A 25,749-nucleotide genomic window follows, 5' to 3' on the forward strand; every position below is an offset into this window, starting at 1 on the left:
CCTGCCCTCCGCTGCAAAGCGGGAGACAGGCCAGCGGATATGAGGGGGAACACCGCCTGAATTAGGCGCAGTTCCCTTGCTTTTTTAACCCGGCACCGGGCCTGTGGAATGACGGACAACCAGCTCGGGCATCAGCATAATTTTGCGCTTCGGACTATCCGGGTTGTCGATGGATTGGTTCAGCAGAATCATGGCTTGCTCCGTCATCTCGCGCAGGGGCTGGGCAATGCTGGTTAAGGCGGGATGGCAAATCTCGGCCAGCATCGTATTGTCAAAGCCCACTACAGACAGATCGCGGGGAATGGACAACCCTGCGGTGCGCGCCTCCTTCAATACCCCGATAGCAAGCAAATCGTTGCAGGCGAACACCGCTGTCGGCCGCTCTGCCTCCGTCTGGCCCAGCATCGCCGCAGCCGCTTTCCGGCCGTTCTCCAGTGTGGCCGAGGTATGCGTGATATTCGCCGGGTTGTCAAACGGTACACCCGCCGCCTTCAACGCATCCAGGAACCCTTCAGCACGCAGCTTGCTCCCCGGCAAATTGTCGGAGATAATGCCCAATTTGCGATGTCCCAAGGACAGCAAGTATTCCGTCGCCTGATAGCCGCCTTTATAATCATCCACTGTGACAGAGTTGCTCTCTATCATACGGATATCAGCCGAGAACAGCACAAGCGGCACATGATCAGCCAGCAGACGGCGGATCATGTCCGGGTTCCCGGTATGAGAGGCAATGATTAGGCCGTCCACCCGTTTGCGCAGGAGCAGCGAGATGTACCTGGCCGCCTTCTCATCGTTACGGTCCGTGCTGCACACGATCAAGTCGCTCCCTTGTTCCTGGGCATAATCCTCAATGCTGCGCGCCGCCTCCGCAAAAAAGGGATTGGCGATATCGGGAATCATCAGTCCAATCGTTCCTGTCCGGCGGCTCGTCAGCGCAGAGGCCACCAGACTTGGCTGGTAGTTCAGCTCCTCCATGATACGGCCCACCTTCTGCCGTGTCTTGTCGCTGATCCTCCCGCTCTTGTTCAGCACCTTGGACACCGTAGCGATGGAGACTCCCGCTTCCCGTGCCACATCATATATCGTAGGTTTCATCGTGTAAGCCCGCCTTTGCGTTCATGCAATCTTATACCTCGATTATAGGGAACTCGCCATACGGTGTCTATGAAGCCGCGCCGGGGAGTTGTCCAAAGCTAAGAACAGGGAAAACAAGACTACCCGGGGAGTTGGTTAGTTTAATCTGAAACAACGGCAGAATTACCGTTGTTAGAGCATGACTGCCCTGGGTGGCCTGTAACAACGGCAGAATTGCCGTTGTTAGAGCATGACTTCCCCGGGCGGCCTGAAACAACGGCAGAATTGCCGTTGTTAGAGCAAGACTGCCCCGGGTGGCCTGTAACAACGGCAGAATTGCCGTTGTTAGAATAAGACTGCCCCGGGTGGTTTGTAACAACGGCAGAATTGCCGTTGTTAGAGCAAGTTTGCCCGGGCGGCCTGAAACAACGGCAGAATTACCGCTGTTAGAGCATGACTTCCCCGGGCGGCCTGTAACAACGGCAGAATTGCCGTTGTTACAGCAAGACTTCTCCGGGCGGCCTGTAACAACGGCAGAATTGCCGTTGTTGGAGCAAGACTTCCCGGGCGGCCTGAAACAACGGCAGAATTGCCGCTGTTAGAGCAAGACTTCCCCCCCTCACTTACCTGGCAAATAGGACTAACGCTTCCAAAGCGATTATTTCCCGAAACTTTGAGTACAGGGGCTCAATAATTCGTAAGCGAGCACCTGCTTGCTTGGAGCTTATCTTTGTAACCCGAATTCTGCGCAAAGAGGGGCCTCCCCCATACCGGAAGCCCCCCTTGTGTCTACCCTTGATTATTCCCGCTTGTCCGGGCGGTGCTGCTGCGCCCCGAACAGCCACTCATGATCCGGGTCGTTATGGAAGACCCAGGTACGGACCGGTCCTGCCATCACGTTAAGATAATAAGAATCATAACCCGGCGGCGCGGATACCGGATGATAGCCTTCCGGAACGAGCACAATGCTGCGGTCCGCCACGGCCATCGTCTCGTCAAGGCTTCTGTCGTCATTGTACACCCGCTGCACTACAAAGCCGTGGGCGGGATTTACCCGGTGATAGTACGTCTCTTCCAGGTAGGACTCTGCCGGCAGATTGTCCTGGTCATGCTTGTGCGGAGGATAGCTGGACCAGTTGCCGCCGCCCGTGCGCACCTCAACGACCAGCAGGCTCTCGGCTTCACTCTGCTCAGGAAGGATGTTGACCACCCGGCGCGACATGCTGCCGGAGCCTCGGTCTTCGGCCACAGCGTCGGACGGAGTGATCAGCCGCGGGGCATATTTGCCCGTTGCCGGTGCAAGACAGACGGCAAGCTCCAGCTCTGTCAGCGCGCTAACCTCATATTGCCCTCCCGCTGGAACGTACACCGCATACGGCGGCACATCCTCGAACACAGACATGCGCCCGCCGATCCCAGCGAAAAGTATACCGTCTACCTTTACGTCTGCCTTGCCCGCCAGCAGCACCAGGCAGACTTCATTCCCTTCCGCGCTGCGGCTCAGAATGTCCCCAGCCTGTAGCTGATATACTTCAAAACCTACATATTTCCATCCGGCGGTCTCCTTGCTTACAGCCGCCACCAGTCCATCCTTACCAGGCGCTCCCGCCTTAATGACTAAATCGGGCATCTTCACCGGCCTCCTCTGCCTTTATATGTGCATCCGCTTACAAAACCGTGTTGCCGGCGTTATTCCTATATGGCACCATGAGAGAGCTTGACCGGAAGCCCGGTACGGTGCGATTCCTTTGCCGCTTCGGCAAGGCGTTCCGCCTGCTGCCCGTCAATACCGCTGCAAATGATTGGCTCCTGCAAGCGAACCGCCTGGGCAAACGCGGCCACCTCATCCGTGAAGGCCTGGTTATACCGCTCCAGGAAGAAATGCAGCGGCTGATCACGCGTGACCGATGCCGCAGTGGAAACCTCCACCGTAGTCGGACGGCAGTTGTCGGCGGTTGCCGATCCGTGGGAGCCGAACACCTCCACCCGCTGATCATAGCCGTAGACGGCCTTCCGGCTGTTATCAATCACACAGATCGCGCCGCTGGCGAAGGTCAGCGTAATTACAGCCGTGTCCACATCTTCACAGCGTCCGAACATCGGATCGACCAGATTGGCGCCACGGGTGTACACTTCAATCACTTCCTCGCCCATCAGGTAACGGGCCATATCAAAATCGTGAATCGTCATATCCATGAACATTCCGCCGGAAGAGAGGACATAAGCCTCGCCCGGAGGCTGCGGATCACGCGACGTGATCTTCACAACGTGCGGCTTGCCCAGTTCACCTGACTGAACCAGTTGCTTAAGCTTGCGGAAGCTCGGGTCCATCCGGCGGTTGAAGCCAACCTGAAGCAATACGCCCTCTTCCTTAACAATCTTCAGCGCACGGCTGGTCTGTGCGGATGACAGGCTGATCGGCTTCTCGCAGAAAATATTCTTTTTGGCACGGGCAGCCTTCTCAATCCAGGTGGCATGAGTATCCGTCGGCGTGCAGATGAACACCGCTTCGATCTCAGGGTCATTCAGCAGGTCTTCCCCATTCACAAATACGGAGCCCAGGTTCCGGCTCTCCGCCCAGGCCAGCAATTCCTCGCCTACTACAGCCTCAGCGATTGATTTTAATTTAAAAGACGGCATCACACGCAGATTGTCCGCATGAAGACGGCCAATTCTGCCTGCGCCGATGATGCCTACTACGATTGGCTTTACCATGTTCGCTTATCCTCCTTGGAGGGTAAGCGCTTAACCCTTCCCGAGATCAGTATACTCCAACTCCCCTGAAGCGACAAGCACATCTTTCTGTAGCTTCCTAAAGAGCCGGATACCCCCCTTTCAGGGCGGTTCAGCCCGTTCTTCTTACCGCCGGACTTACTCTCCAACGGGGGTCAACGGGGATTAACAGGGAATCAGCAGTGCTGCAACGCTTCTCCGAACGCGACCAAAGCCATCGCCTGCCCATAGGCCATAGGGGCAATAATAATTCCTTTATAATCCTCTTTAGCGGCCCCGATTGGTGTACCGCCGGAAACGCCCAGCACCGTGCCCTCACCGTCAATCCTGTCCAGCACAGCCTGAATCGCTCTCATGGCCTGCTCTGTATACGCCTCCGGCAGCAGCCCTCTGCGGACACCATTCAGAATACCAGCCGCGATAGCCGCTGACCCGGATGTCTCGGTGTAGCTCTTCGGGTCATCCAGCAGCGTATGCCACAGCCCATCCCCGCTCTGGCAGGCCAATAAGGCCTCCGTCTGGGCCTGCAAGGTCTGCTGTAGACAAGCAAAAACTCCGCTGTCCAGATACGGGCGCATCAGCTCCAGGTATTCCGGCAGACCGAGCGCGAACCAGCCGTTGCCGCGGCACCAGAACGCTTCGCTGAAATTATGACGGCCGCCAAAATGCCAGCCGTGGAAGAACAGCCCTGTCTTTTTATCATACAAGTATTTGATATGCAGCAGCAGTTGGTGCAGCGATGCTTGCCGCCACTCGGGATTGTCGTATTTCACCCCCATCTTCGCCGTGAACAGAATAGCCATAAACAGCGTATCAATCCAGATCTCATTTTCATGCAGGTTAATTTCATGCTTGCTTGCCCCTGTAGTGACATGCTGATACCCAAGCTCCATCGTCCGCGGCAGGCCAGTCATCAGCCAATCGACCCATTCAAGACTTAATTTCTCCGCATCCTCCAGCTCCATCAACGACAGCAGCGGGGCGGTTGTATTGATGTTCCGGCTTGGCAGTCCCTTCTCCAGTTGCCGGGCCATCCACGGCTTCGCATAATCCCGGTACCGGTTGTCCCCGAAATGCCGTTCAAGCTTCTGCAGACCATATAACCCCACGCCCTGCGGCCAGTCCCATTCTTCCATGCCGAAGTCACGGGCAAAATATCCCCGTCGTCCCGCATCCTCCCCCAAGCGCTGCAATTCGGCTTCGTTGCCCGGCCGCTCCAGCTTCAGCAGCTTATCTGTCACCAGACTCAGCTTCTCCATGATTTCGGCCTTGTTCACCAGGCACTTATTCATCTATTGTTCCGCCCCTCTCCCGCTGTATGCTGGCCTTCCCTCAGTTCTGTCTCTTCCCCATATTTATTCTAAAAGTCTTGATTTCATAAGGCTTGATCTGAAATGCCAGCTCATCCTCCCGCCAATCCCCCTGCGGCTCCTCCAGCAAATTGCATTCCTGCCATAACGCTATGGGATAGACACTTTTCACGTCGACCCGGGTCTGCGAACCGGCATATTCATGCAGGCGCAGCACCACATGGCTGCCATCCTCCGAACGCTTAATCGCATCGACCAGCACGTGGTTGCCCTCAATGGAAAATAGAGCCTCGCCCTTCAATTCTCCCGGTATGGTGCGCAGAGGATTATTAAGCTCCCAAGCCTCCTGGACTACTCCCCCATCCACAAAATCACCTGTATGCGGATAGAGCGCATAAGTGAAGTCATGCCGGCCCTGATCCTGCTCGGGATCTGGATGAACCGCCGATTTCAGCAGTGTCAGCCGCAGCACGCTGTCCTTGATGTCATAGCCGTATTTGCAGTCGTTGAGCAGGGCTACGCCATACCCTTTCTCGCTGACGTCCGCCCACTGGTGGGCCACCGTTTCGAAACGGGCATAATCCCAGCTTGTGTTCCAGTGTGTCGGCCGCTTAACATTGCCGAATTGAATATCGTAGGTCGCCTCCACAGCATGGATATCAACCGGGAAGGCCACCTTTAGCAACTGATTATGCCCGTGCCAGTCGATCTCTGTCTTGAAGTCGATTCTCGCGGTATCGCGGTAGAACACGATCTGCTGGGTAATTGTCGAACGGTTATACGTCCAGACCATGCGCAGGGCAGCTCTAAGCGGACCATTCTCTATTAGAGCGCATTCGGCAAGCTGCGAGACTTCCGTCATTTTCTCCTGGTAGAAAATATCAATGTCCCAGGCTTCGAAATCCAGCGGCTTATCCTCGAATACTTGCAGCACATTGCCGCGCTTCCCGGGCGCCAGCAGCTCGCGGCCGTTCCGGCGGTCGTACATCGAGGTGAAATGGCCCTGTTCATTCCAGACCACCTCATACAGCGGTGTTGTCAGGCGGTTGCTGCTGACTTCCGCAAGCAGTGCTTCCATATCCAGGCGGACGTTCTCCTGCCCCCCTGGTCTATATTGCAATACCGCTGTGCCAAGCGCAGGCACGGAAGGAACATACACCAGCCAGCCGCCGTCTGCCGTCCGCTGTTGCTCCAAGAGCTGCCCGGCGGCATCGCAAATGTTGGCTGCATCCGCAGCTACTCCCGGCAATTCAACATAACGCGGGCGATCCCAGATTGAGCTGTTCAGCAGCGTGAGGCAGTCTTGCCCGGCGGAGCCGCTTCCGGCTTCGCTGCAGCCATTAATTAAGGCCAGCGACCGCGCCTCCCCTTCCGCATATTCAAGGTCGCTGTCCTCGTACACCTCTTTAATGGACGAGCCGGGGATAATGTCATGGAACTGATTGCGCAGCAGGATTTCCCATATCCCGCGCAGCTCTTCCGCCGGATAGCCGGTTTCCAGATCGCCGCGTCGCACACCATTCAGCGTGTGGAGCCACTCTGCATCCCGCAGCAGCAATTCCAAGCGCCGGTTGTATTTTTTGTTACGGGCTTGCGAGGTGTAGGTCCCCCGGTGGCATTCGAAATATAACTCGCCGTTCCATGTATGCACATACGCCTCTGCATTCTCAATACGTTCATGCAGCCCGTCAAAATACTCTCCTGCGCTGCCCATATTCAGCTTCGGAATCCCCGGAAGCTTGTCGAACCGTCTTCTCAGCTCCAGCATTTCCCGCGTCGGCCCGCCGCCCCCGTCACCCCAGCCATAGGTAAACAGCAGGTTATCGTTAATTTCCTTGTCCTGATACGAATTCCAGATTCCCCGCAGCAGCGCCGCAGTCATCCTGCCGTTGTACGTATACGTATCCCCGTTCTTCTCCGAGGTTGTGATGAAATGCGTCAAAATCTCCGAACCGTCAATCCCCCGCCACCAGAAGGTGTCATGCGGCATGCGGTTGAACTGGTTCCAGCTAATTTTGGTCGTCATGAACGTAGTGATGCCTGACTTGCGCAAAATCTGCGGCAGCGCCCAGCTATAACCGAACACATCCGGCAGCCATAAATACTTGCTGTCGATGCCGAAATGCTCGCGGAAGTAGCGTTTGCCCGCCACAATCTGGCGGACCAGGGATTCGCCGGAAGGGATATTGCAATCTGCCTCCAGCCACATGGCCCCTTCCGCTTCCCAGCGGCCTTCCTTGATCTTGTCCGAGATTCTCCCGAACAGCTCGGGATAATCCCCCTCCAGATAGTCGTATAATTGCGGCTGTGTCTGCAGGAACTGGTATTCCGGGAATTCTTCCATCAGCCGCAGTACGGTAGAGAAGGAACGTGCAATTTTCTCCCGTGTATGCTTAAGCCGCCACAGCCAGGCAACATCAATGTGGGTATGGCCAACGGCGGTAATCGTCACATCAAAGGTTTTGGGCATGGCATCCACAGCATTATTCAGGCTGGCGCCCGCGCGGTACAGCGAGATCCGGTGCGCCTCCGAGCCGGGTTCCGACCAGTCGATTTCCCGGAAGGCATCGTTCAGCGCCTTTTTCAGCCACTGCTTCTCCGGCTGGTCGCTTCCCAGATAGCGGTAAGTGTCCAGCGCCGCCTGCGACAGATAACACAAATCATCAATCGTTTCATCCAGATAACCAATCATCGCTTCGCTGATCCGGTGGTCCTGGATAACGGGCTTACCCCCACCCTCAAGACCGGACCACAGCCGGAAGACCAGCTCCACCGTCTGCCCGCTAAGCTCCTCACCAAAAACAACCTCCCTGTGGTTGGTATCGACGCCTTGATAAGCCGCCCCGTTCACAAACAGCAGCGATTCAAACCCGGAATTGTTGAAGGCCCCCGACTTCCCGAAGTCAAATCTTCCGGCGATCTTGAAGCCCGCTTTGCTTGTGGGCAGCACCACCACGGCACGCAGCCAGACATAACGGTCTCGCCCGCGCCAGTGCTCATTTATTCTGATTTTGCCGTCAAAAGAAACAGCCTTCGGATACACCCCGTTGGCTCCATCCTCATCCTCAGCAAGCTCCAGCTCCTCAAGCTCTAGTACCTTGCAATACCTGTAGTTCCCGATTTCAGCCTGGCGTTTGATCAGCTTTTCTTCTGTGAAAAACATCCTGTTCACTCCTTGTATCCGTTTTCATAATGCCACTATAGCAAAATTCTCCGCTCAAAAACTACGTTATATTTGCTGTATTGACCCTCCTACATTGCACATATTGCTTTTCCGGATATATGACGTATAATGGGGTGGATATTACGACCAGGGCGGTGAGCATATGCTTGAAAGCGATTTATTGTATGAGCAAGGGTATAGCGTCAGCATCAACACTCCGGCCGATTCCCTTTTTTATTATTTTGATTACGACGAGCGGTCTCACAATATTAATATGGAGTTTCAGCATTTCCATGATTTTTACGAGATTCATATTTTACTCGATTCCAGAGCGACCCATATCATCGAAGGAAGTGTGCATGCCCTCAAGCAATATGATATCGTTCTGCTCTCCCCTTTTCGGCTGCACAAGACACAATATCCGGTGGGCCCGCCGCATAAGCGCCTGATCATCAACTTTGCGATGCCCAAAGATACGCCTGGTTTCGAAACCGCTTACAATAATATGTTCCTCTCGTTCGGGGAAGAAGTGCCGATCTACCGTCTGAATAACGGGCCGCGCAGAGCCGTGTTTGAGCCTCTTAACAAAATCTTCACCCTGTCACACGACGCTTCCCCTCTGAACCCTGTGCTGATTCACAGCCTGTTCCAGCAATTTCTGTGTGCGCTGTACCAGCAGCGGGACAAGAATTGTTATGTTCTCGAAGAAATCGGCAATTCAATGATGCAAAAAATTTATTCAATCTCCGCATACATTCACAGCCATTACAGCGGTGAGTTATCCCTTGATTCCATCTCCAGGGATTTTTATATCAGCCCTTATTATTTGTCGCATCAATTTAAAGCGGTTACCGGCTTTACACTGACCGAGTATATCCAAATGATCCGTATCCGCAATGCCCAGCAGCTATTGATTTACAGTCGGCTGAAGGTTTCCGTAATCGCCGGGCAGTGCGGCTTCAACAGCTTCTCGCAGTTCAACCGCGTCTTCAATAAGCTTAGCGGCATGTCCCCATCCGAGTTCCGCAAGCAGATGGCCTCGTCGGGCTCCGCTTCAACTCTGCTGTCTTATTGAAGCCACAAGCGGGAACGGCTATTTGAACAAATAAAAAAAAGCTTCTGAGCTGCCCGGATGAGCAGTACAGAAGCTTTTCTTATTAGTATGCGGTCGAGAGGACTCGAACCTCCACGGTATTGCTACCACACGGACCTGAACCGTGCGCGTCTGCCAATTCCGCCACGACCGCAAATTAATTTTGCAACGCAAGAAGTAATATATCATGATTGCGCCGGAAGGGCAAGAGGTTTTTTTGAAGAATAGATTTTCATGGGTTAACTTGCACAGCATAGTCAACTCACGGTTGAATATTTAAGCTTTTCTCCATCCTGCAATCCATGTTCTTTCCTCAGAGCCGAATTATAATAAATTTACGACGTCGAATTATAAATAAGGAGATGTACAATGATCAACAGTGAACAAGTAGGCAAGCGCATTGCCAGCTTCCGCAAAGCCAAAAAACTGTCCCAGGAGCAGCTAGCCGAACAGTTGAATGTCAGCGCCCAAGCCGTGTCCAAATGGGAAACCGGCAAAGCCCTGCCCGAAACGGCCAACCTTCCGCAGCTCTCCCGTGTGCTCGGCCATTCTATTGATCATATTTTACAGCCTCAGGAGCTGATTGTACTTCAAGCCGTTTATACGGATGGTCAGGTGGAGCATGATGTCACCCATTTCGTGAACCAATTCGTTACCGGCAGCGCACTAAGCTTAACCGTCAGCGAGCTAACGTTTCCCCAATCCATCGAGAGCGAACGGCTGAAGCTGCTGCTCGTTAAATACGAGACCCCTTCCGGGATCAGATCAGCCTACGCGCTAAGCGGCCAACTGCTCACCCTTGATATTCATTCCACAGGTTATACTGCAAGCAGCAGCGGACTGGACATTGTATTTGCGGCCTACGGCAATGAACGGGCGAATGTCAGTGTGTTGAATAAGCTGAAGCATTATGCATTTTTTCAGTGGAAGGAGTTCACTGCGAATCACGAGCTTTTTCCCAGCCTGATCGACAATAGCGGCAACGATTATCTGCTGCTCCTCTATTTGAATGCAGAAGGTATTCATGCCGTAAGCTGCGCCGAAGGCGAACAGATTCACTATAGCGCAGACGGAACCCGGCTGTTTCAAAGTGATTCTCCGCTTAAAAAATATATTGTAGAGGGCGTAGACCGCTTAGGCTTTGGCAGGGGAATGGATTGCTCCTGGGCGGGAGCGCTATATTCATCTCTAACTGCCAGAGGAATAGACACCACCTATGAGCAGATTATGGGAGTGTCGGGGGCGTGCTGGAGAATAGCTTTTAACCCTATGTGGGACTACAGCTCTGCGGATGCTCTTGTCGCCTACGACTATTCTGCTCCGGCTTGCGCCGCCTTTGGGCTTACTGCCAGTTGGGCTGACAGATTACAGCCTGAGGAGCGCAAATTGGCGAAACACCACATCATGGACAGTATCCGCAAGCACCGGCTGCCGATCGCTATAAATCTGCGGGTCGCTCCCGAGTGGGGGGTGATCACGGGTTATTTGGATGACGGGCGCACCCTGCTGTGCCGCAGCTACTTTGACGACGAAACCTATAGCGACCTTCAGGACAATTCAGAGTTTCTGGAAGATATGAAGCTCAGCAAAGGTTATTTTTATGTGGATCATTGGCCTTACAGGCTTGTTCATTTCAGCAGTCAGGAGAATCAACCGTCAGCACAGGAGAATCTGTATGCTTCGCTCCGCGTAAAAGTAGAATCAATGAATGCCACAGAGCGCAACGGCTATTGGTTAGGGTACAGAGCGATAGAGGGCTGGAGGGACAGCTTGCTTGACCACTCATGGTACAAGGCCGCAGATGATGAAGCTTTCGTCCGCAGGATGGGAGTGAACCACTTTTGTATGATGGCATTAGCAGATGCCCGTAGAAGCGCCGCCGCATACTTAACAGAATCAATGCCGCTGCTGGACCACCCGCCGGCCTATCAAGCGCTGTCGGAGCTGGCCGAAGTCAATGGGCAAGTCTCTGCCTTGCTTGCAGAATTCTACGGGAGCATGACCGATCCGGCCTCACTCTCAGGCAGCGCTTCTCCTAAGCAGCTATGGACCGTGGAACAGCGGGAACGGCAGGCCGAACTGTTGCAATTGCTTGTTGCTTTGGAGCGTCAAGGCGATGCACTGGCACAAGTGGTGCTGGAGAACCGGGAACATTAACAGCATCAGCCTGCTAAAACAGATTCCGCATAGGTCATGAAAAAAAGAGCTGCCTGAGGGTTCAGGCAGCTCTTTGCACAACTACAACCTATTTGTTAATAAATTGAATCGACTGCAGCGCTTGTTTGAGAATGGTAACAGCCTGGGCACGGGTCGCCAGCGATTTTGGAGCAATCGCTGTCGTACTCATTCCGCTCATGATTCCGCTGCTCATCAGTTCAGCGATGGATTCTTTTGCCCAGTCTCCTACAGACCCGTTGTCCTTGTAGGCAGAAAGGATTGAATCGGCATTCACGGCAGCTGAAGTGCGTCCGGCATAAACCAACGCCCGCAATGTCATCGCCGCCATCTCCTCGCGGCTGATTGAAGCTGACGGGTGGAAGCTGTTGTCTGCAAAACCAGTAACAATATTAGCCTCTGCTGCTGCAGCAACAGCCCCATTGAACCAGTCTTTCTCCGATACGTCCGTAAAGCCGGCTTTGCTTCCGGACTGGTTCAATCCCAAAGAGCGAACCAGCAGCGCAGCGAACTCAGCACGCGTAATCTGTTGATCAGGGGCAAACTTCGTTGCGGTCTGTCCCTTCACGATCAGCTTGGAGGCCATCAGCTCAATACTGCTCTGCGCCCAGTGTCCCTTAATATCATCAAAGGTGACATTGGAGTTAACAACGGTATAGACGCTGTTCCCAGTACGCTTCATTTCAGCCTTCGTCTCGCCGCCGTTTACCGTGAAGTAGGTTGGCACGAATACAAATTCTCCGCTGGCTTCATCCAAGCGTACGCCGGTGCTGTAACGGGAATCGAGTATGGAGCTGATAGTTAAGCCCCTCGACACATAGGTTGTACCAAAATTGTTAAGCTCCAGGGTCTTGCTGTTACCCTCAGCAATAATCTTGAACTCGACAGCATCTGTCAGCAGCTTCGTATGGCTCAGCCCCGCCGCCTTGTCCAACTGTGCTTTCAGAACTGTTCCCGCTGGTGTAATCACCAGTGACAAGGTAATGTCCTTCAGATCAGCACCCAGGCTCTGTACCAGCCCAGCAGCAGAAATTACACCGGAAGGCAGCGTGTAGGAGAACTCCTTGCTCTGAATCAGCAGGCTTGAACCCTTCCGTGAACCATCCGCTGGTGCAAAGACTTGAAGCGGAATTTCAACCTTCACCGGATCGCCTGATTCCGGAAGAGAGATAACTACCTGCGGTTTCGCCTGCAGAGACTTCCCGAGAGAGTCTGCATCAATTACCACTTTGCTGTAGGTTACCCCATCCGCGCCGGTCTCCTTAGCGGTTGTAATCTTTGTTTCATCACTGGCAGCCGGAATCGTTGTGTTAGTCGTACTATCCGTCGAAGTCCCCGAGCCGCTCGGAGTTGTTGGCGTCGTCGGATCCGTCGGTGTCGTTGGATCGGTCGGTGTCGTCGGATCCGTCGGTGTCGTTGGATCCGTTGGTGTCGTCGGATCGGTCGGTGTCGTCGGATCCGTCGGTGTCGTTGGATCGGTCGGTGTCGTCGGATCGGTCGGTGTCGTCGGATCCGTGGAGTCTCCGGCAGTCTTCACCAGCTCGGTTGTATTCCGTACCCGGATCCGGATACCTTCTGTATTCTTACCGGTAATGCCCACTGCTTCCAGCGTATCTCCGGCAGCCAGCACCGGAACCGGCCCGCTCTGCTTGGCAATATATCCGTCGGTAAAGACAAGCACCTTACCCGAGCCATCATCAATTACATAAGAGTTCTCGTCAAATTGGGATACAACCTTACCTTTAACTTTTACCAGCAAGCCCTGGTTCGTCTCCAGGCTGGCGTCACCGGTAGTCATTAAACGCGGCTCTACCGGAGTGGTATGTCCCGTTTTGATAACATCTGTAGCAAATGCGCCAAATTCAAGCTCTTTGTTATTCTCAAAGGTCTTGGTCTGTCCATAGATTCTGACCGTATCCCCTTCAACCAGCGTATCCTCAGGCACTTCATTAAAGGCCATGATACCGCCGGTGGCATCCTGCACATAGAACGCATCGAAGAAGATATTGGAGCCGGTAACTACGGTTCCTTCAATGACCGCCGGTGTGCCATCCGGCATTGAACGGACATCCTCAACCGAATTGATTGTCGTTCCCCGGTGGGCCAGCCAGTTAATCGCATTTATTCCAAGCTCATCATTGCCCTTTGCATTGTAGGACTCGTCAAGCTGCTTATCGTTAACAAAGTTCATGCCCGAGACAATGATTCTTCCGGCCCCTACCGCTTCAGAGGCAACCGCCGGAATCGCAGAACCGCCAACACCGTCATTTACGTTGTCATAGATATAACCGCCCGCAGCAACCTTATCCTGGAAGGTCGTTTCATTCCCCTTTACCAGCAGCGTCACCTTATCCGTATCGACAAGCGGCTGATGTCCTACCTTCTCCAGACTGGCTCCGCTGTAATATTCGAGCGTGAGCGACCGGTCTGTAATGTAGTTGCTCACCAGACCCGGATGAAGTCTGACGGTATAGGTGTTCGTTCCGATCGGCTGGGACCAGAAGTTCCCCTCGGCACTAGTATCAAAAATACCGTCGTTGCTCACCTGAATTGTAGAGCCGATGGCTTGCAGCAGGCTATTCGCAATGGTCGGGTTCGTACTGTTATTGCTCTTCTCCGTCAGGAATAACGAACCGCCCTGCTGTACAAAACCGGCAATCGCTAGACTCTCCTCGGTAGTTAATGCAACCGCCGGATGCGTGAACATTAGTATCTGCACATCCGCCAGGCTTGCAGCCGTAATGGCGCTTGTGTTCTCAACAACAGTGTAGCCTTCCTGCCGGAGCTTGGAAGTGAAGCTCTTCAGGTTGTCTTTATAGGTACTTGAATCTGTTGAAGTATTCTCATTCTTATGAGCGGCATCAATTAAAATCTTAACGCCGAGCGAGGCCTTAATCGTTACCGCCAGCTTGAACTGATTATCTGCCGGAGAATCGCCCGGCGGCGTATCCAGAACCGCAATCAGCTGATGATTGCCCACTACAGGATTGGTCCAGGTCACAGCTGCGGTAGCCGTGCCTTTTGACGAAATCGCAGCTACAGCAGCTTTATTGATCAAGTGCGCCTCGTCAACCACATCATAATAGAAGCTGACATTCAGATTGCTCAGATCCTGGGAACCCAGGTTAGTCAGTCCTGCTTCCAGAGTGGCTGGGCTGCCTGAAACCAGGCTGTTGCCGACTACATTAATACCGCTGACCTTTACATCGGTTGTGACATCCTGTGACCAGATTGGTGCGGAGTATACCTGTTCGCCATCCATCTGCGTTACTTTTACTACGTACCACTGCTGTCCGCCGGTAACCGCAACGGATGGATTCCAGGTAAAGCCGGTGGTCATCGGTGTAATGGAGTCAATGACCTTGTCGCCATTGCTGATTAATTCGACTTTGGCGATACGGTCATCAGACTTGTAGGTACTGCTGAGATAGCTGTATTCCGGTTTGCTTTTCTCTTCGACAACATCATCTTTTCCTGAAATCGTGAAGTTCAGCGTATCACCCTTGACTGTTGCCCCCATGTAGCTTCCGTTGGCCAGGAAATCCAGGGTAAAGTTCGGGTCCTCTGTCATATACACACGCATATTGCGCATGGATTGCAGCAGTGATTCCTGAGACAGGTCACTGGCTACGATTACCGTTCTGGCATTCGTCTGGCCCCACGTGCCGTCATGATTATCCTCGCCATAAGTAGGAGCCACATGCCAGCCCAGATCCAGCGCTTTGAAGAACTTTTTCTCCGCATTGGCATAACCGTAATGGCCCGATCCGTTGCCCACTTCAAACATGGTGAACAATTTATCCACGTTCCGGTCATAAGGAGTGAAGTTATTGAAGGCGTTAGCCGACATATCAGGGTGGTTGAACTGCGCCACGACATCATCGTAGGTCATTACCCATGCATAGTACTGGCTCAAATCCTGATATTTGCCAGAATTCTGCTTGCGGTCGATAAAGTTGTCCGTACCGAACACGTTGGAATGTCCCCAAGTGGTGGAGGTCATCTCAAACGCAGGGAAGACCACAAAGCTGTCATTCTTGGTGTATTTCTTGGCGAGATCCTTGGTCAGCTGCCAATCAGCGCCGCCGGTACGCTCCGGATAGCCTTTATGATCCACTGTATCCTGGTTAACCAAAGAAGCATCAATATCATGCGAGTGATCGGAGAAAGCAAAAAAGTCATAGTTATGAGCTTCCGCCGCCTTCAAGGCATCTTCCGGGGTACCGGCAGCATCATGAGAAATATCCGTATGGTTATGCGTCGTTCCCCGGTAGTGGTTGCCTCCTGTAAACACAGGCGTAACCGTAAAGCTCCAGCTGTAAGAGCCGGCATTCTTCTTGGTATCGCTGGCCTTCACCACAACGGTATGCTCACTAATTGACAGATCGGAGGAAATGCCGGCAGTGATTGTGTCACCGTTAATTGTCGCCGGCACCGCTGCGCCGTCGAGTGTAACCTTCAAAGTAGCTGCATCAAGACCGCTTGGCTCATTATATTTGATGGAGATCAGCGGTTGTCTGTCCTCGATCTTCGTACCTGAAATCGGCGTTTCTTCATAGAATTCAGGAGCAAACGTATCATCGACTACAGCAACGCTGTAAGGTGCGGCCGCCGAACCCGATGACTTCGTAGCTTGTCCCATTGCAGCCTCAATATAATATTCAAAGCTGCCTCCGGCAGGCACAAAGCTTGAATTCAACACTGCAGTGTAGTTGCTGCTGTCGGATGTATTCATCGGCAGAGCCGTATAAGTTCCGCCTGCCGTTCTGTAATACAATATGACCGAATCAGCATTCTTAGCTGTGGCCTTGAACTGGATATCGGTATTGCTATAGGCCTGGGTCATTGCCTGATGGGAAAGGGCAAGCTCCTTTACCTCCTGCACATCTTTACTGGATCTTGGGAAGACCTGATATCCGCTCTTATACGTGCTGCCGGATACATACTGGCTGAAAATCCCGGTAAAGGTGTAGCTGGAATCCTTCTGCAGCAGACTGGATACATCAATGCCGCTCGCAGTGGTTACCCGTACAGTAATCGTCTTATTCGTTGCTGTCTCAGCTACGGTAATGTTATAGCCATTACCGGAAATCGCCGGGATATTGGTGATTTTACCGGTGAACTTGACCAGCGAGCCTTCAAGCGGTTCGGCCTTCTCGTAGCTGATCAGATCGAGCAGTGTAGATTCGGCTGGAACCGGAAGTTCAGCCGTACCGTTCTTCACAATGGTGGTCGGCGTAATTTCCGTCAGCCCGTTATAAAATTGAACTGCACCCGTTACTGTAACCAGATCCCCCTGAGCGACTGTAACACCTGCCGGAAGCGCTCCAAATACAGCGATGCCCCCGGTCGCATCCTGCATATAGAAGGTATTGGCAGCCGTAACGGCATTATTTCCGATCACTACCCCTTGAATCGTAAAAATCTGATTGATTTTATCCGATTTACCGGTGCTGTCATTCGTGCGCAGCGTGCTGATTGGTGTAATGACAGTGGTATCTTCCTTGGTAATGGATGTGCGCGCACTTTCCAGATTTTTGCCGCTTGAAGTCGTTGTCAGCTGTGCGACAAATACATCATCGGTTCCGCCTGCAAAGGTAAACGAGAACGATCCGTCCGCTCCTGAGACGACATAATCCTTGCCGCCTTCAGTGCTGGCGAATCTTGCACCGCCCGTAGCACTGTTATAGCTGTAGATTACGGAGTTCGGCACGGATGCCCCCGCCGTTCCGACAATTCTGCCCCCGCCATCGGTGTCCAAATAGTAGGTCAGCTTCTCGGCATCAGGCGCAGTACTCGGTACAGCCGCATTAATGACAACAGATGTACTTGCAGCTTTGTCGGCTTCAGTAGCCGTAAGGTAGACCTGTTTGTACTCACTGGAGTTGTCGAATGATAAGCTGAAGGCTCCGGAAGCATCTGCATATACGGCTTCTGTAACCGGAACTAATGAATTGGCCGGGTTATTTACATACAGGGAGACATATGTAGAGGCTGTAACGGAGGTTGCATCTCCTGTGATAGTACCTGTACCGGCTTGACTGGTGAACTGGATGTTCTGTCCCAGAGGCTGTGCGCTCTTGGTAATGACGACAGCAGGAGTTGCTGAATTTCTGGGAGTCAGTACAGGGGCAACAACGAAGTCAGTACCGTTATTGTCAGTATCGAGTCCGGCGCCCTTTCCGGGACCGGAATTGCTGCCGTCCTCCGATTTTCTTTGCGCGCTGGTACTATTCGATAACGCCGCTGATTTGGTGCCTTCATACTCATTGGTACTGCCGTAACCTACAAAGTCTACAACGGCAACATCATTGATACCGGAAATTGCAGCTTGTGTACTTGTGAGTGCAACTTTCCCGTCTGTTGCCGCCATGGCAATAGATCCCGTAACATCAGGTGTAGGAAGATCCGCGGGAGTGCCTGTCCCCTTCGCTTCCTGTATCAGAAGGAAGCCGTGAGATTTAATCACCTTTCCTGTCAGAACCGTCATACTTACGCCGCTTCCGGCTGAAACACCGGTGAACGTTCCTGCCTTGGAGGCATACTGAACAGCATATTCATTAAGGTCAATATCACTGTCTGTAGGATTGTATAATTCAATAAAATCATACGTGTACGGCGCTCCGCCATTGCCGCCACCACCAAAAACCTGGCTAATGACAACATGCGGTGAATCAGCTGAAGCGGCATAAGCCTGCGGCAGCAAAATGCCTTGCGGAACTGCGGTGAACAGAACCATAAGAGCAGACAGGCTCAGGCTCATCCTTTTTTTCAAGCGGTTGATACGTAAATCCATGAGTACAATTCCTCCTCTAGTCGTGTGGATCCCTGCTGATAGCTGCGGTATGCATCAAGACACGGCTGAATTAACCATAAGCCTGAGATGTAAAATCCATATTATTTCATTGTATCAAATATGTAAATTTAATATATTTCATTACATACGCATATATAGCGAAAATAACTCTTCGCTATAATGGTGGTCAGGTGATTTATCACAACTACACAGTTCATACATCAAGGAGGAAGTACTTTGCCAGCCCACACTCACCGCTCCAGCCGATTCGCATTCCTAACGTTCATTATGGCCCTCTTCATTTCTGCAATTTTTGCTAACCCAACCGCATCTGCACATGCGCTTAGTGCCAGTTTTACCACGGTTACGTTCGATAAGAACAAAACGGACCTCTTATTTTCACTCGATGTCATTTCTATTCTTGAAAGCATGGATGTCGATACCAACCGTAACGGGATTCTTGAAAAGGAGGAGGTCGAAGCCAACCGGCATAAGCTGGAAGAATGGATCGACGACAGCGTAGTGCTGGAAATGAACGAGCGGCAGCAGGCCGGCGAGCTTGTAGACCTTACGCTGGAAAAGAAAGAAAATAAGGAAATCTTAACCTGGCACTTTACCTATCCGGCCTTTACATCCGGACAGACGATCTCTATTCAGGATGGCCTTTACTCACAAGCCACCAGTTCTCCCTATGTTAATCTGGTTACTGCACGCAACGGGAGCCAGTTGAGCGAAACTGTACTGCAGGGAAAAAGCCGGACGTGGACGCTGCTTCTCACCGAAGATCAGCAGGAGCAGCAGCTTACAGGTGCGGGAGATTCGGGAAACCAGGCTTCCGCGCCATCCAATGGGCAAGAAACGGCTACCACGATGAGCAGCGGCTCGGATTGGTTCTCTTTTTTCAAATTAGGGATGAACCATATTCTTACCGGGTACGATCATTTATTATTTCTGTTCGCCTTACTACTGAGAAAGCAAAAACTCAAACAGTATATCTCCATCATCACCGCGTTTACTTTAGCACACAGCATTACCCTGACCCTTGCCGTTCTGGGGTGGATTACCCTGCCGTCAAGAATAGTGGAGTCGGTTATTGCCCTCAGCATCTGTTACGTAGCTCTGGAGAATATTTTCCGTAGGGAGATCCGCTTCCGCTGGGTCATTACCTTCTTGTTCGGACTTATTCACGGTATCGGGTTCTCGGATATTCTGCGTGAAATGAATCTTCCCAAAACCCATCTGGCCATTGACCTGATCAGCTTCAATGTAGGTATTGAATTCATCCAGTTGTGTATTGTGCTGCTACTGCTGCCGCTCCTGGTTTTTATGCAAAAAAGAAGCTTCTTCAAGCCGGTTGTCACCTATGGTTCTTGGCTGATTACGGTTATGGGGGCGGTCTGGCTCGTGCAAAGAATATTTCTGTAAAAAAACAGCAATCCCCTTGTGCTTCCAAGGGGGATTGCTGTTTTTATTCCCGTCACGGGTTCTTCTATGGCTGCTGCCGAGCCTGAAGACACCTTGCGGGGTGTTTTTTGTTCGAGGCGGTTTTCCCTTCCTCTCTCCTATCCCCTTACCCGAGCTTCTTCACCGGCCGCAGCACGGCATAGCCGTAGCCCTCCGGGAAGTGACGCTGGTAATCCTGCTTCGTATCCTCATCCCAGGTGTAGCCCATAGTCTTGGGGTCATAATTCCAGGCCACCTGTTCGACCGTCTGCATCACTTCGCCATTGTCCTTCAAGTAATCAAACGGCGGATGGAAAAAGACCAGATACTCCGATTCCGGGATCTCCCTGGCCTCCATTCCCTCAGGAATCTCACCAGCATAGTCCGCCGCCACAGGGATGCCGTACAGGTAGCCCTTTTGCCCATTCTGGTAGAACCAGCCCGCCGTCTGGCCAATTTGACCGGGAAGCGTATGGTGCGACATACTCTCCAGCGTTCCCGACACCTCGTCGCAATCATGGCCATGCTCCCAGAACTGACCGTAATTGTCCACGTCCGCATCCCAGATCCCAATGAACTTATGGGCCGGTATACGCTCGATCTTGATCTCCGCTTCCTGTAAATGCACCTGTCTCATTTTATCCCGCTCCTTGATCAGATAGTGATAAGGGGAGAACACTTCAGCGCGAATCGCCAGCGGAATGGGCCGGGGCGCTTTGCGATAGACATGGGGGGTAATCTGAAAAGCCTTCACAAACGCCCGCGAGAACGCCTCCTGTGAGGAAAAACCGAACTTCACCGCAATATCCAGAATACGGGCATCCGTATCACGCAGCTCCAGCGCAGCACGGCTGATCCTGCGCATCCAGGCATAATCCCGCAAAGTCACCCCGGTCAGCGAGTGAAACTGCTTCGTGCAGTAGTACGGCGAATAGCCAAGCTGTTCCGACATTTTTATAAGCGAAGGCACAGCGGCAAGATCCCCTTCGATCCAATCCACCATAAGCTGAACCATTTCATTCCATTCGTACACGCCATGTTCTCTCCTTTCCCTATTGATCTTAGCAGAGGGAATAACTGGAGTTTTGACTTGAATTGCAATACTTCAAGTATAGACTTCTATTTCATTTATTCAGCCAAAACAATTTTCCTATTCGCACAAGCTCCACTCTAATCCCTGAGTAATATGTAGTAAATATAACAACGAGGTGAATGACATATGGGACAGCCAACCAAGATCCGCAAGCGGGCAAAGGAGCTGAAGGGCCGGCCAGTCTGCATTACGCTTCATGACGGACGTTCGTATGTAGGATATATAACCGGACTCCAGAAGGATGTACTGATCCTCTCCAGACCGGCAACAGGCAAAATACCGAACAAAAAATCATCCTCCCGTTCGCGTAAAGCCGAAGTCTCCGCGTTCATGCCGCTTCTGGGATCGTTCTTTGGAGGAGCAGGTGCAGGTGCTGCCGGGGGAGGAATCGCGGGAGCACTCAGCGGTGGCTTACGCTTCTTTGGGTTTATGCAGAGAGCAATGCCAGTGATGAAGATGGGCTACGGTATGATCAAAACCATTCGGCCTTTCTTCAACGGACTTAAGGGGTTAATGGGCACGAGCAGCGAGTAGGCTTGTCATGCGGATAAGCACAATAGGAAAGACACCCCTCAAGGTGTCTTTTTGTATGCGGCTGATTATTGTTCCACCAGTCTGCGGCCTATATTTTTGTCTCCACGAACTCCTTAATTTTCTGAAGCGTGACCTCGGGGTCCATATTTTGCAATAAATACTCCGATTCTCTTTTGTAGGCCACTTGCTCCGTATAATTGCCCAGGTATTCATCTATGATGGCGAACGGTACGCCTTCCCGCTCCAGCCGGAGCTGGATGTCATTCTTTGTCACGTATATAAACACTCGCACAGCATCCTCGCCGTATTTCTCCCGGAATGCCTTAGCTCCTTCGTGATTCACCACAACAATAACAGCGTTATGCTGCTCAAGGCCTTGTTCAAGCTCCTGCACTGCAATTCCGTAACACCCCCGCTCCAAATGGACCGTCTGGAGAAATGCATTCCGCTCCGCCATCGCCTGAAACTCCCCGTCAGGGATAAAATGATAATTCTCCCCGTCCTGCTCCTGCGGGCGAATCTCGCGTGTCGTATAAGGGATCACATTGGGAATTCCAAGTGAAGCACTGAGCTGCCTGGCAATGCTTTTCCGCCCCGAACCGCTGGTTCCGGTGATGATAATGATCTTGGGACTAGGAGCTTCTGTTGCCGTCTCAGTCTCAGCAGGTTGGTTCACAGTCTCCTGTTTGGTCGCCGATGCTTTGGATGTTTTCAGCCAGTTCCACATTGCTTCTCCCGTGTGCCTGTGCAAGCTTATGCGAGCAGCACCGGGATTCACCTCCTTCACATACAAGCTATACTTGACTAATTCGACAGAAATCTCCAAATCCCTCTAGGACCACGCAGCAAAAAGACACCCCTTGAGGTGTCTTTTGCGTGTGTTATAGCAAACATCAATATAGCAATTCGGAGAAATGATCCGCAATATGCATCGTGAAATACTTGTCATACTCTTCCTTAGACAGCGCGCCGAATACCAAGTGGGGAGCAAGCGGCCCGTTGTAGGCAGTAAATTTGTCTATAGATTTCAGGAGAATTTCAATCCCTTCCTTTGCCGTTCCTTGCTTCTCAAGCTTAGCCGCTCCGGGTACATGCGCTGCCAAGTCATGCTTCATGAATCCCTGCCGCAAAAATTTCCTGATCACCATCCGCCCGATTGTATTCCTTACAATTTTGGGCTTCATTTGCGGATAACCCACCATCGAATATTCGATGGTCTGGGAACAATGGGTAAGCATCTCAAAGAGTGACCATTGCTTCGTTTGAATATCCTCTTGTTCAAGCATTTTTACAAGTTCTATTTTGACATCAGCCAATGAAGAAAACTGAACAGTTTCCACGGTTTCGCCTCCAAAGCACATAAATGATTGCAAGGTTTTTCCACCTCACTCTAATTTAGTCCATATTTCATGGTGAGGCAAGGAGCGGACTTCTATTCCCGGACAAAAAAAGAGAGCATCCCGTAAGATACTCTCTTCTCCCGCTTGCTTACACCTGTTTGAATTCGATCCAGTCGATCTGAAGTCCCGGCTTCACGAAATCCAGTTTCAGCTCATACAGACCCGCTTCCAGGCTGATTTTCACAAGCCTCTGTCTGATCCATCTGCCATCGGTGCCGTTCGTCTGAATGGTCGCCAGCATCTGGCCGTTCAGGGTCACATTACATGCGCTTTGAGCCAATTCCGTTTCCGTGGACATGATGCCCACGATAATCCGGTACTCACCCGCTTGTTTTGCTTTCATAAAGGTCGATCCGGTCGCGGCAGGCTTCACCTGAGCATTCTCAGCCAGAGATTGCGCCAGCTCTGCCGAAAGGGCAGGATTCGCCTTGAAGCTCTCTACCGTTTCCTCACTTACATGCGGTCTGGAGAATACCGGCGCGTTCATGATGAACCGGCAAATATTCATGGCAGAACGCTGCAGTTCTCCCCGGGTCAGCGTGCCATTTTCCAGGGATTCCAGGATATTGTCATCATATGCGTTGACTTCTGCACCGTAGTTGCTGACAACCATGTAAAGGTCATTCTGCGCACGGACCATCCAGTTCATGTATTTGCGGTCCGCCGGTCCTCCCTCGACAACATCGTTCATAATGGCCCACCAGTCGGTCATCACGATACCCTGGAAACCCCATTCTCCGCGCAGAATCGTGGTGTTCAGGTCGTAGCCGGAAGCTGCCCAATGCCCGTTAACCGGGTTATACGAGGTCATGATTGAGTTGGCCCCGCCCTCTTTGACTGCAATCTCAAAGCCCTTCAGATAAATCTCCCGCAGGGCGCGTTCTGACAGGATGGCATCCACCTTGCTGCGGTGCTTCTCCTGGTTGTTGCAGGCGAAGTGCTTCAGGGTAGCGTTAGAGCCGCCTTTCATAATCCCCCGCGTGCACGCTGCTGCAAAAACCCCGGAAATCAGCGGGTCCTCGGAAAAATACTCAAAGTTCCGTCCATTCAGCGGACTCCGGCGGATATTCAGCCCTGGTCCAAGCAACGTGTCCACGCTGTTTCCGACCAGTTCCCGGCCTTCCATCACATATAGCTCTTCTACCAGCTCCGCATTCCAGGTCGCCGCAAGCAGGGTGCCAATCGGAACCTGAGTTGACTTGTGCCCGCTGTCCATCCGAATCCCGGAAGGGCCGTCTGCCGTACATGCTACAGGAATTCCGTAGCTGAACAGTTGGTCGCTGACTCCGCCAAAAGCTGAAGCCGTACCCGGTGTAACGAGCGGGCTGCTCATCCCTTCGCCTCTGACGATGACCGCCAGATCCTGATCGCTGAGCTGGGCGATGAAGGTCTTCATCTCCACTTTTCCATCGAATACATCTCTTAGGGTGTGGCCTTGATTGCCGGTCTGCGTAAGCGTCTCGGGCAGGTTCTTCTCGATCCGTTCTTTCATGGAAACCTTGCGCGTCGGCGCTTCAACATACAGCAGTTCATACGAACCGTCTTCCTTGCGGGCACCCGGCATCATTCTTGTAAAACGCTCGGTTGGCGCCAGCGCTTCCTGAAGCTGCTCCACCACCTCAAGAGCTTCCAGCACATAACCGCTGCGGCCTTCTACCGCGATTTCCGCCACCTGCTTGATGCTGCTTCCCACATACAGGCGGTAGGTTCCGGCTTCCAGCACATAAGCGGATGGGTGCCCGGTCACACCGGCGTCGTCATAGGAGGCCATCGAATGAATCGGGAAGCTCACGGTAAGCTGCTGCGACTCTCCCGGCTGAAGGACGCGGGTCTTCACGAAGGCTGCGAGCGCTTTGGACGGCTGTCCGAGCTTGCCTTGCGGCGCTTCGTAATAGACCTGTACGACCTCTTTTCCGGCAAAAGTATTTCCCGTATTCGTTACGGTTACAGCGATCTCGGCAAAGGTTTGTCCATTCCGGCTGACCAGCTTGGCTTCCTCCGGCTCGATAGTGAAGGTGGTGTAGGAGATCCCGTAACCAAATTCGAAATGAACCTTATCCGGGCAAAATGTCTCGAAGTACCGGTAGCCCACATAAATATCTTCCTGATATATATTTTTGAATTCATTGCCATAATTGCGGGTTGAAGGGTAATCCTCAATCGAATAAGCAATCGTATCAGTCAATTTACCGCTTGGCGTCACTTCTCCGGCCAGTACGTCGGCAATGGCATTGCCGCCCTCCATACCGCCATGCCAGGAATAGATCACGCAAGGGATAGGGTGTACGTAGCTGTTATCGTCCAGCCAGCTCATATCCATAATATTCGACACATTCAGCACGACGATGGTTTGCTCAAAATAAGCCGTCACCTGCTTCAGCATCGTTTGCTCATCCGCTGTTAATCGGTAGCTGCCCGGCGCGTCGGCATTATCCTGATCCTCTCCCGCCGTCCGTCCGATCACGATGACCGCCTTGTCCGACTTGGCTCTCGCCTGCGATACCAGTTCATCTGTTAAAGGCATTTCCTTCTGGTGCCACGGCTCTGCCGCCCAAGCCCCGCCGCCATTGTCAAAGGGATTATGCTCAATCCACTTCTCATACACTGCCGCCAGCTCTTCATTGACCGCAAGACTCTTCTGGCTGCGCAGCCCGTCCAATAAATTAGTCGTATACGAGACATGCACACTGCCGCCCGAACCTGTGCCGCTGCGGTAGTAATTCACCTGGGTCCGGCCAAAAATCGAAACGGTTTCACCGCCGCGCAGCGGCAGAACCTGTCCATCATTTTGTAACAACACCGCACCTTCTGACCCTACGGTCCGGCTGAACTCTGCAAATCCTTCGAGTGGAATTCCAAGACTCTGTGTACTCAACTTTGATTTCCTCCTGAATGTCATTTCCTTATCCATATCCTACTATAAAGAATCCACTTT

At 52.4% G+C, this 25,749-nt stretch carries 15 protein-coding genes and 1 tRNA gene; 4 read left to right on the forward strand and 12 right to left on the reverse strand.

All coding sequences use genetic code 11. The features are described from left to right. Nucleotides 1-84 precede the first annotated feature (84 nt). From B212_RS0126345 to B212_RS0126365, 6 genes are all read right to left on the reverse strand, one after another. On the reverse strand, nucleotides 85-1,095 hold the full coding sequence (locus tag B212_RS0126345) for a LacI family DNA-binding transcriptional regulator (protein WP_019914263.1): 1,011 nt from the start codon (nucleotides 1,093-1,095) through the stop codon (nucleotides 85-87). A gap of 67 nt (nucleotides 1,096-1,162) precedes the next feature. Further along, a complete protein-coding gene (locus B212_RS34795; RefSeq protein ID WP_156830225.1) occupies nucleotides 1,163-1,453 on the reverse strand; it encodes a hypothetical protein in 291 nt (96 codons plus the stop codon). Nucleotides 1,454-1,873: 420 nt separating this feature from the next. Then, entirely contained in the window at nucleotides 1,874-2,704 is an 831-nt protein-coding gene (gene iolB, locus B212_RS0126350) for a 5-deoxy-glucuronate isomerase (protein WP_019914264.1), read from the reverse strand. Between the two features lie 65 nt (nucleotides 2,705-2,769). Then, entirely contained in the window at nucleotides 2,770-3,789 is a 1,020-nt protein-coding gene (iolG, locus tag B212_RS0126355) for an inositol 2-dehydrogenase (RefSeq protein ID WP_019914265.1), read from the reverse strand. A 194-nt stretch (nucleotides 3,790-3,983) separates the two neighbouring features. Continuing rightward, nucleotides 3,984-5,099 carry a glycoside hydrolase family 88/105 protein gene (locus B212_RS0126360; protein WP_019914266.1) on the reverse strand — a complete coding sequence of 372 codons (1,116 nt, stop codon included), beginning with the start codon at nucleotides 5,097-5,099 and terminating at the stop codon, nucleotides 3,984-3,986. Nucleotides 5,100-5,139: 40 nt separating this feature from the next. After that, nucleotides 5,140-8,280 carry an alpha-mannosidase gene (locus B212_RS0126365; RefSeq protein ID WP_019914267.1) on the reverse strand — a complete coding sequence of 1,047 codons (3,141 nt, stop codon included), beginning with the start codon at nucleotides 8,278-8,280 and terminating at the stop codon, nucleotides 5,140-5,142. 163 nt (nucleotides 8,281-8,443) lie between these two features. On the opposite strand from B212_RS0126365, the gene B212_RS0126370 reads away from it, so the two are divergent. Continuing rightward, nucleotides 8,444-9,355, forward strand: a complete 912-nt coding sequence (locus B212_RS0126370; RefSeq protein WP_019914268.1) for a helix-turn-helix transcriptional regulator — start codon at nucleotides 8,444-8,446, stop codon at nucleotides 9,353-9,355. Between the two features lie 88 nt (nucleotides 9,356-9,443). Here B212_RS0126370 and B212_RS0126375 read toward each other — a convergent pair. Then, a tRNA-Leu gene (locus B212_RS0126375) sits at nucleotides 9,444-9,527 on the reverse strand. 215 nt (nucleotides 9,528-9,742) lie between these two features. On the opposite strand from B212_RS0126375, the gene B212_RS33475 reads away from it, so the two are divergent. Continuing rightward, on the forward strand, nucleotides 9,743-11,530 hold the full coding sequence (locus B212_RS33475; RefSeq protein WP_019914270.1) for a helix-turn-helix domain-containing protein: 1,788 nt from the start codon (nucleotides 9,743-9,745) through the stop codon (nucleotides 11,528-11,530). An 88-nt stretch (nucleotides 11,531-11,618) separates the two neighbouring features. Here the strand turns inward: B212_RS33475 and B212_RS0126385 are convergent, their stop codons facing one another. Then, nucleotides 11,619-18,344: an S-layer homology domain-containing protein gene (locus tag B212_RS0126385; protein ID WP_019914272.1), complete on the reverse strand. Its 6,726-nt coding sequence runs from the start codon at nucleotides 18,342-18,344 to the stop codon at nucleotides 11,619-11,621. Between the two features lie 237 nt (nucleotides 18,345-18,581). On the opposite strand from B212_RS0126385, the gene B212_RS0126390 reads away from it, so the two are divergent. After that, nucleotides 18,582-19,769, forward strand: coding sequence for a HupE/UreJ family protein (locus B212_RS0126390; protein WP_019914273.1), 1,188 nt, complete (start codon nucleotides 18,582-18,584; stop codon nucleotides 19,767-19,769). 145 nt (nucleotides 19,770-19,914) lie between these two features. On the opposite strand, the gene B212_RS0126395 is transcribed toward B212_RS0126390, so the two are convergent. Then, complete coding sequence (locus B212_RS0126395; RefSeq protein WP_019914274.1) at nucleotides 19,915-20,820, reverse strand: AraC family transcriptional regulator; 906 nt, start codon at nucleotides 20,818-20,820, stop codon at nucleotides 19,915-19,917. Nucleotides 20,821-21,006: 186 nt separating this feature from the next. On the opposite strand from B212_RS0126395, the gene B212_RS0126400 reads away from it, so the two are divergent. After that, nucleotides 21,007-21,414 (forward strand): hypothetical protein, encoded by a 408-nt coding sequence (locus B212_RS0126400; protein ID WP_019914275.1) that lies wholly within the window; start codon nucleotides 21,007-21,009, stop codon nucleotides 21,412-21,414. 88 nt (nucleotides 21,415-21,502) lie between these two features. Here the strand turns inward: B212_RS0126400 and B212_RS0126405 are convergent, their stop codons facing one another. From B212_RS0126405 to B212_RS0126415, 3 genes are all read right to left on the reverse strand, one after another. Further along, nucleotides 21,503-22,141: a guanylate kinase gene (locus B212_RS0126405; RefSeq protein WP_019914276.1), complete on the reverse strand. Its 639-nt coding sequence runs from the start codon at nucleotides 22,139-22,141 to the stop codon at nucleotides 21,503-21,505. 166 nt (nucleotides 22,142-22,307) lie between these two features. Next, nucleotides 22,308-22,754: a DUF1569 domain-containing protein gene (locus tag B212_RS32515; protein WP_019914277.1), complete on the reverse strand. Its 447-nt coding sequence runs from the start codon at nucleotides 22,752-22,754 to the stop codon at nucleotides 22,308-22,310. Nucleotides 22,755-22,902: 148 nt separating this feature from the next. Then, nucleotides 22,903-25,689 (reverse strand): glycoside hydrolase family 3 C-terminal domain-containing protein, encoded by a 2,787-nt coding sequence (locus B212_RS0126415; protein ID WP_019914279.1) that lies wholly within the window; start codon nucleotides 25,687-25,689, stop codon nucleotides 22,903-22,905. Nucleotides 25,690-25,749: the final 60 nt, after the last annotated feature.

This window comes from Paenibacillus sp. HW567 (assembly GCF_000374185.1).
Taxonomy (GTDB): Bacteria; Bacillota; Bacilli; order Paenibacillales; family Paenibacillaceae; genus Paenibacillus_AQ.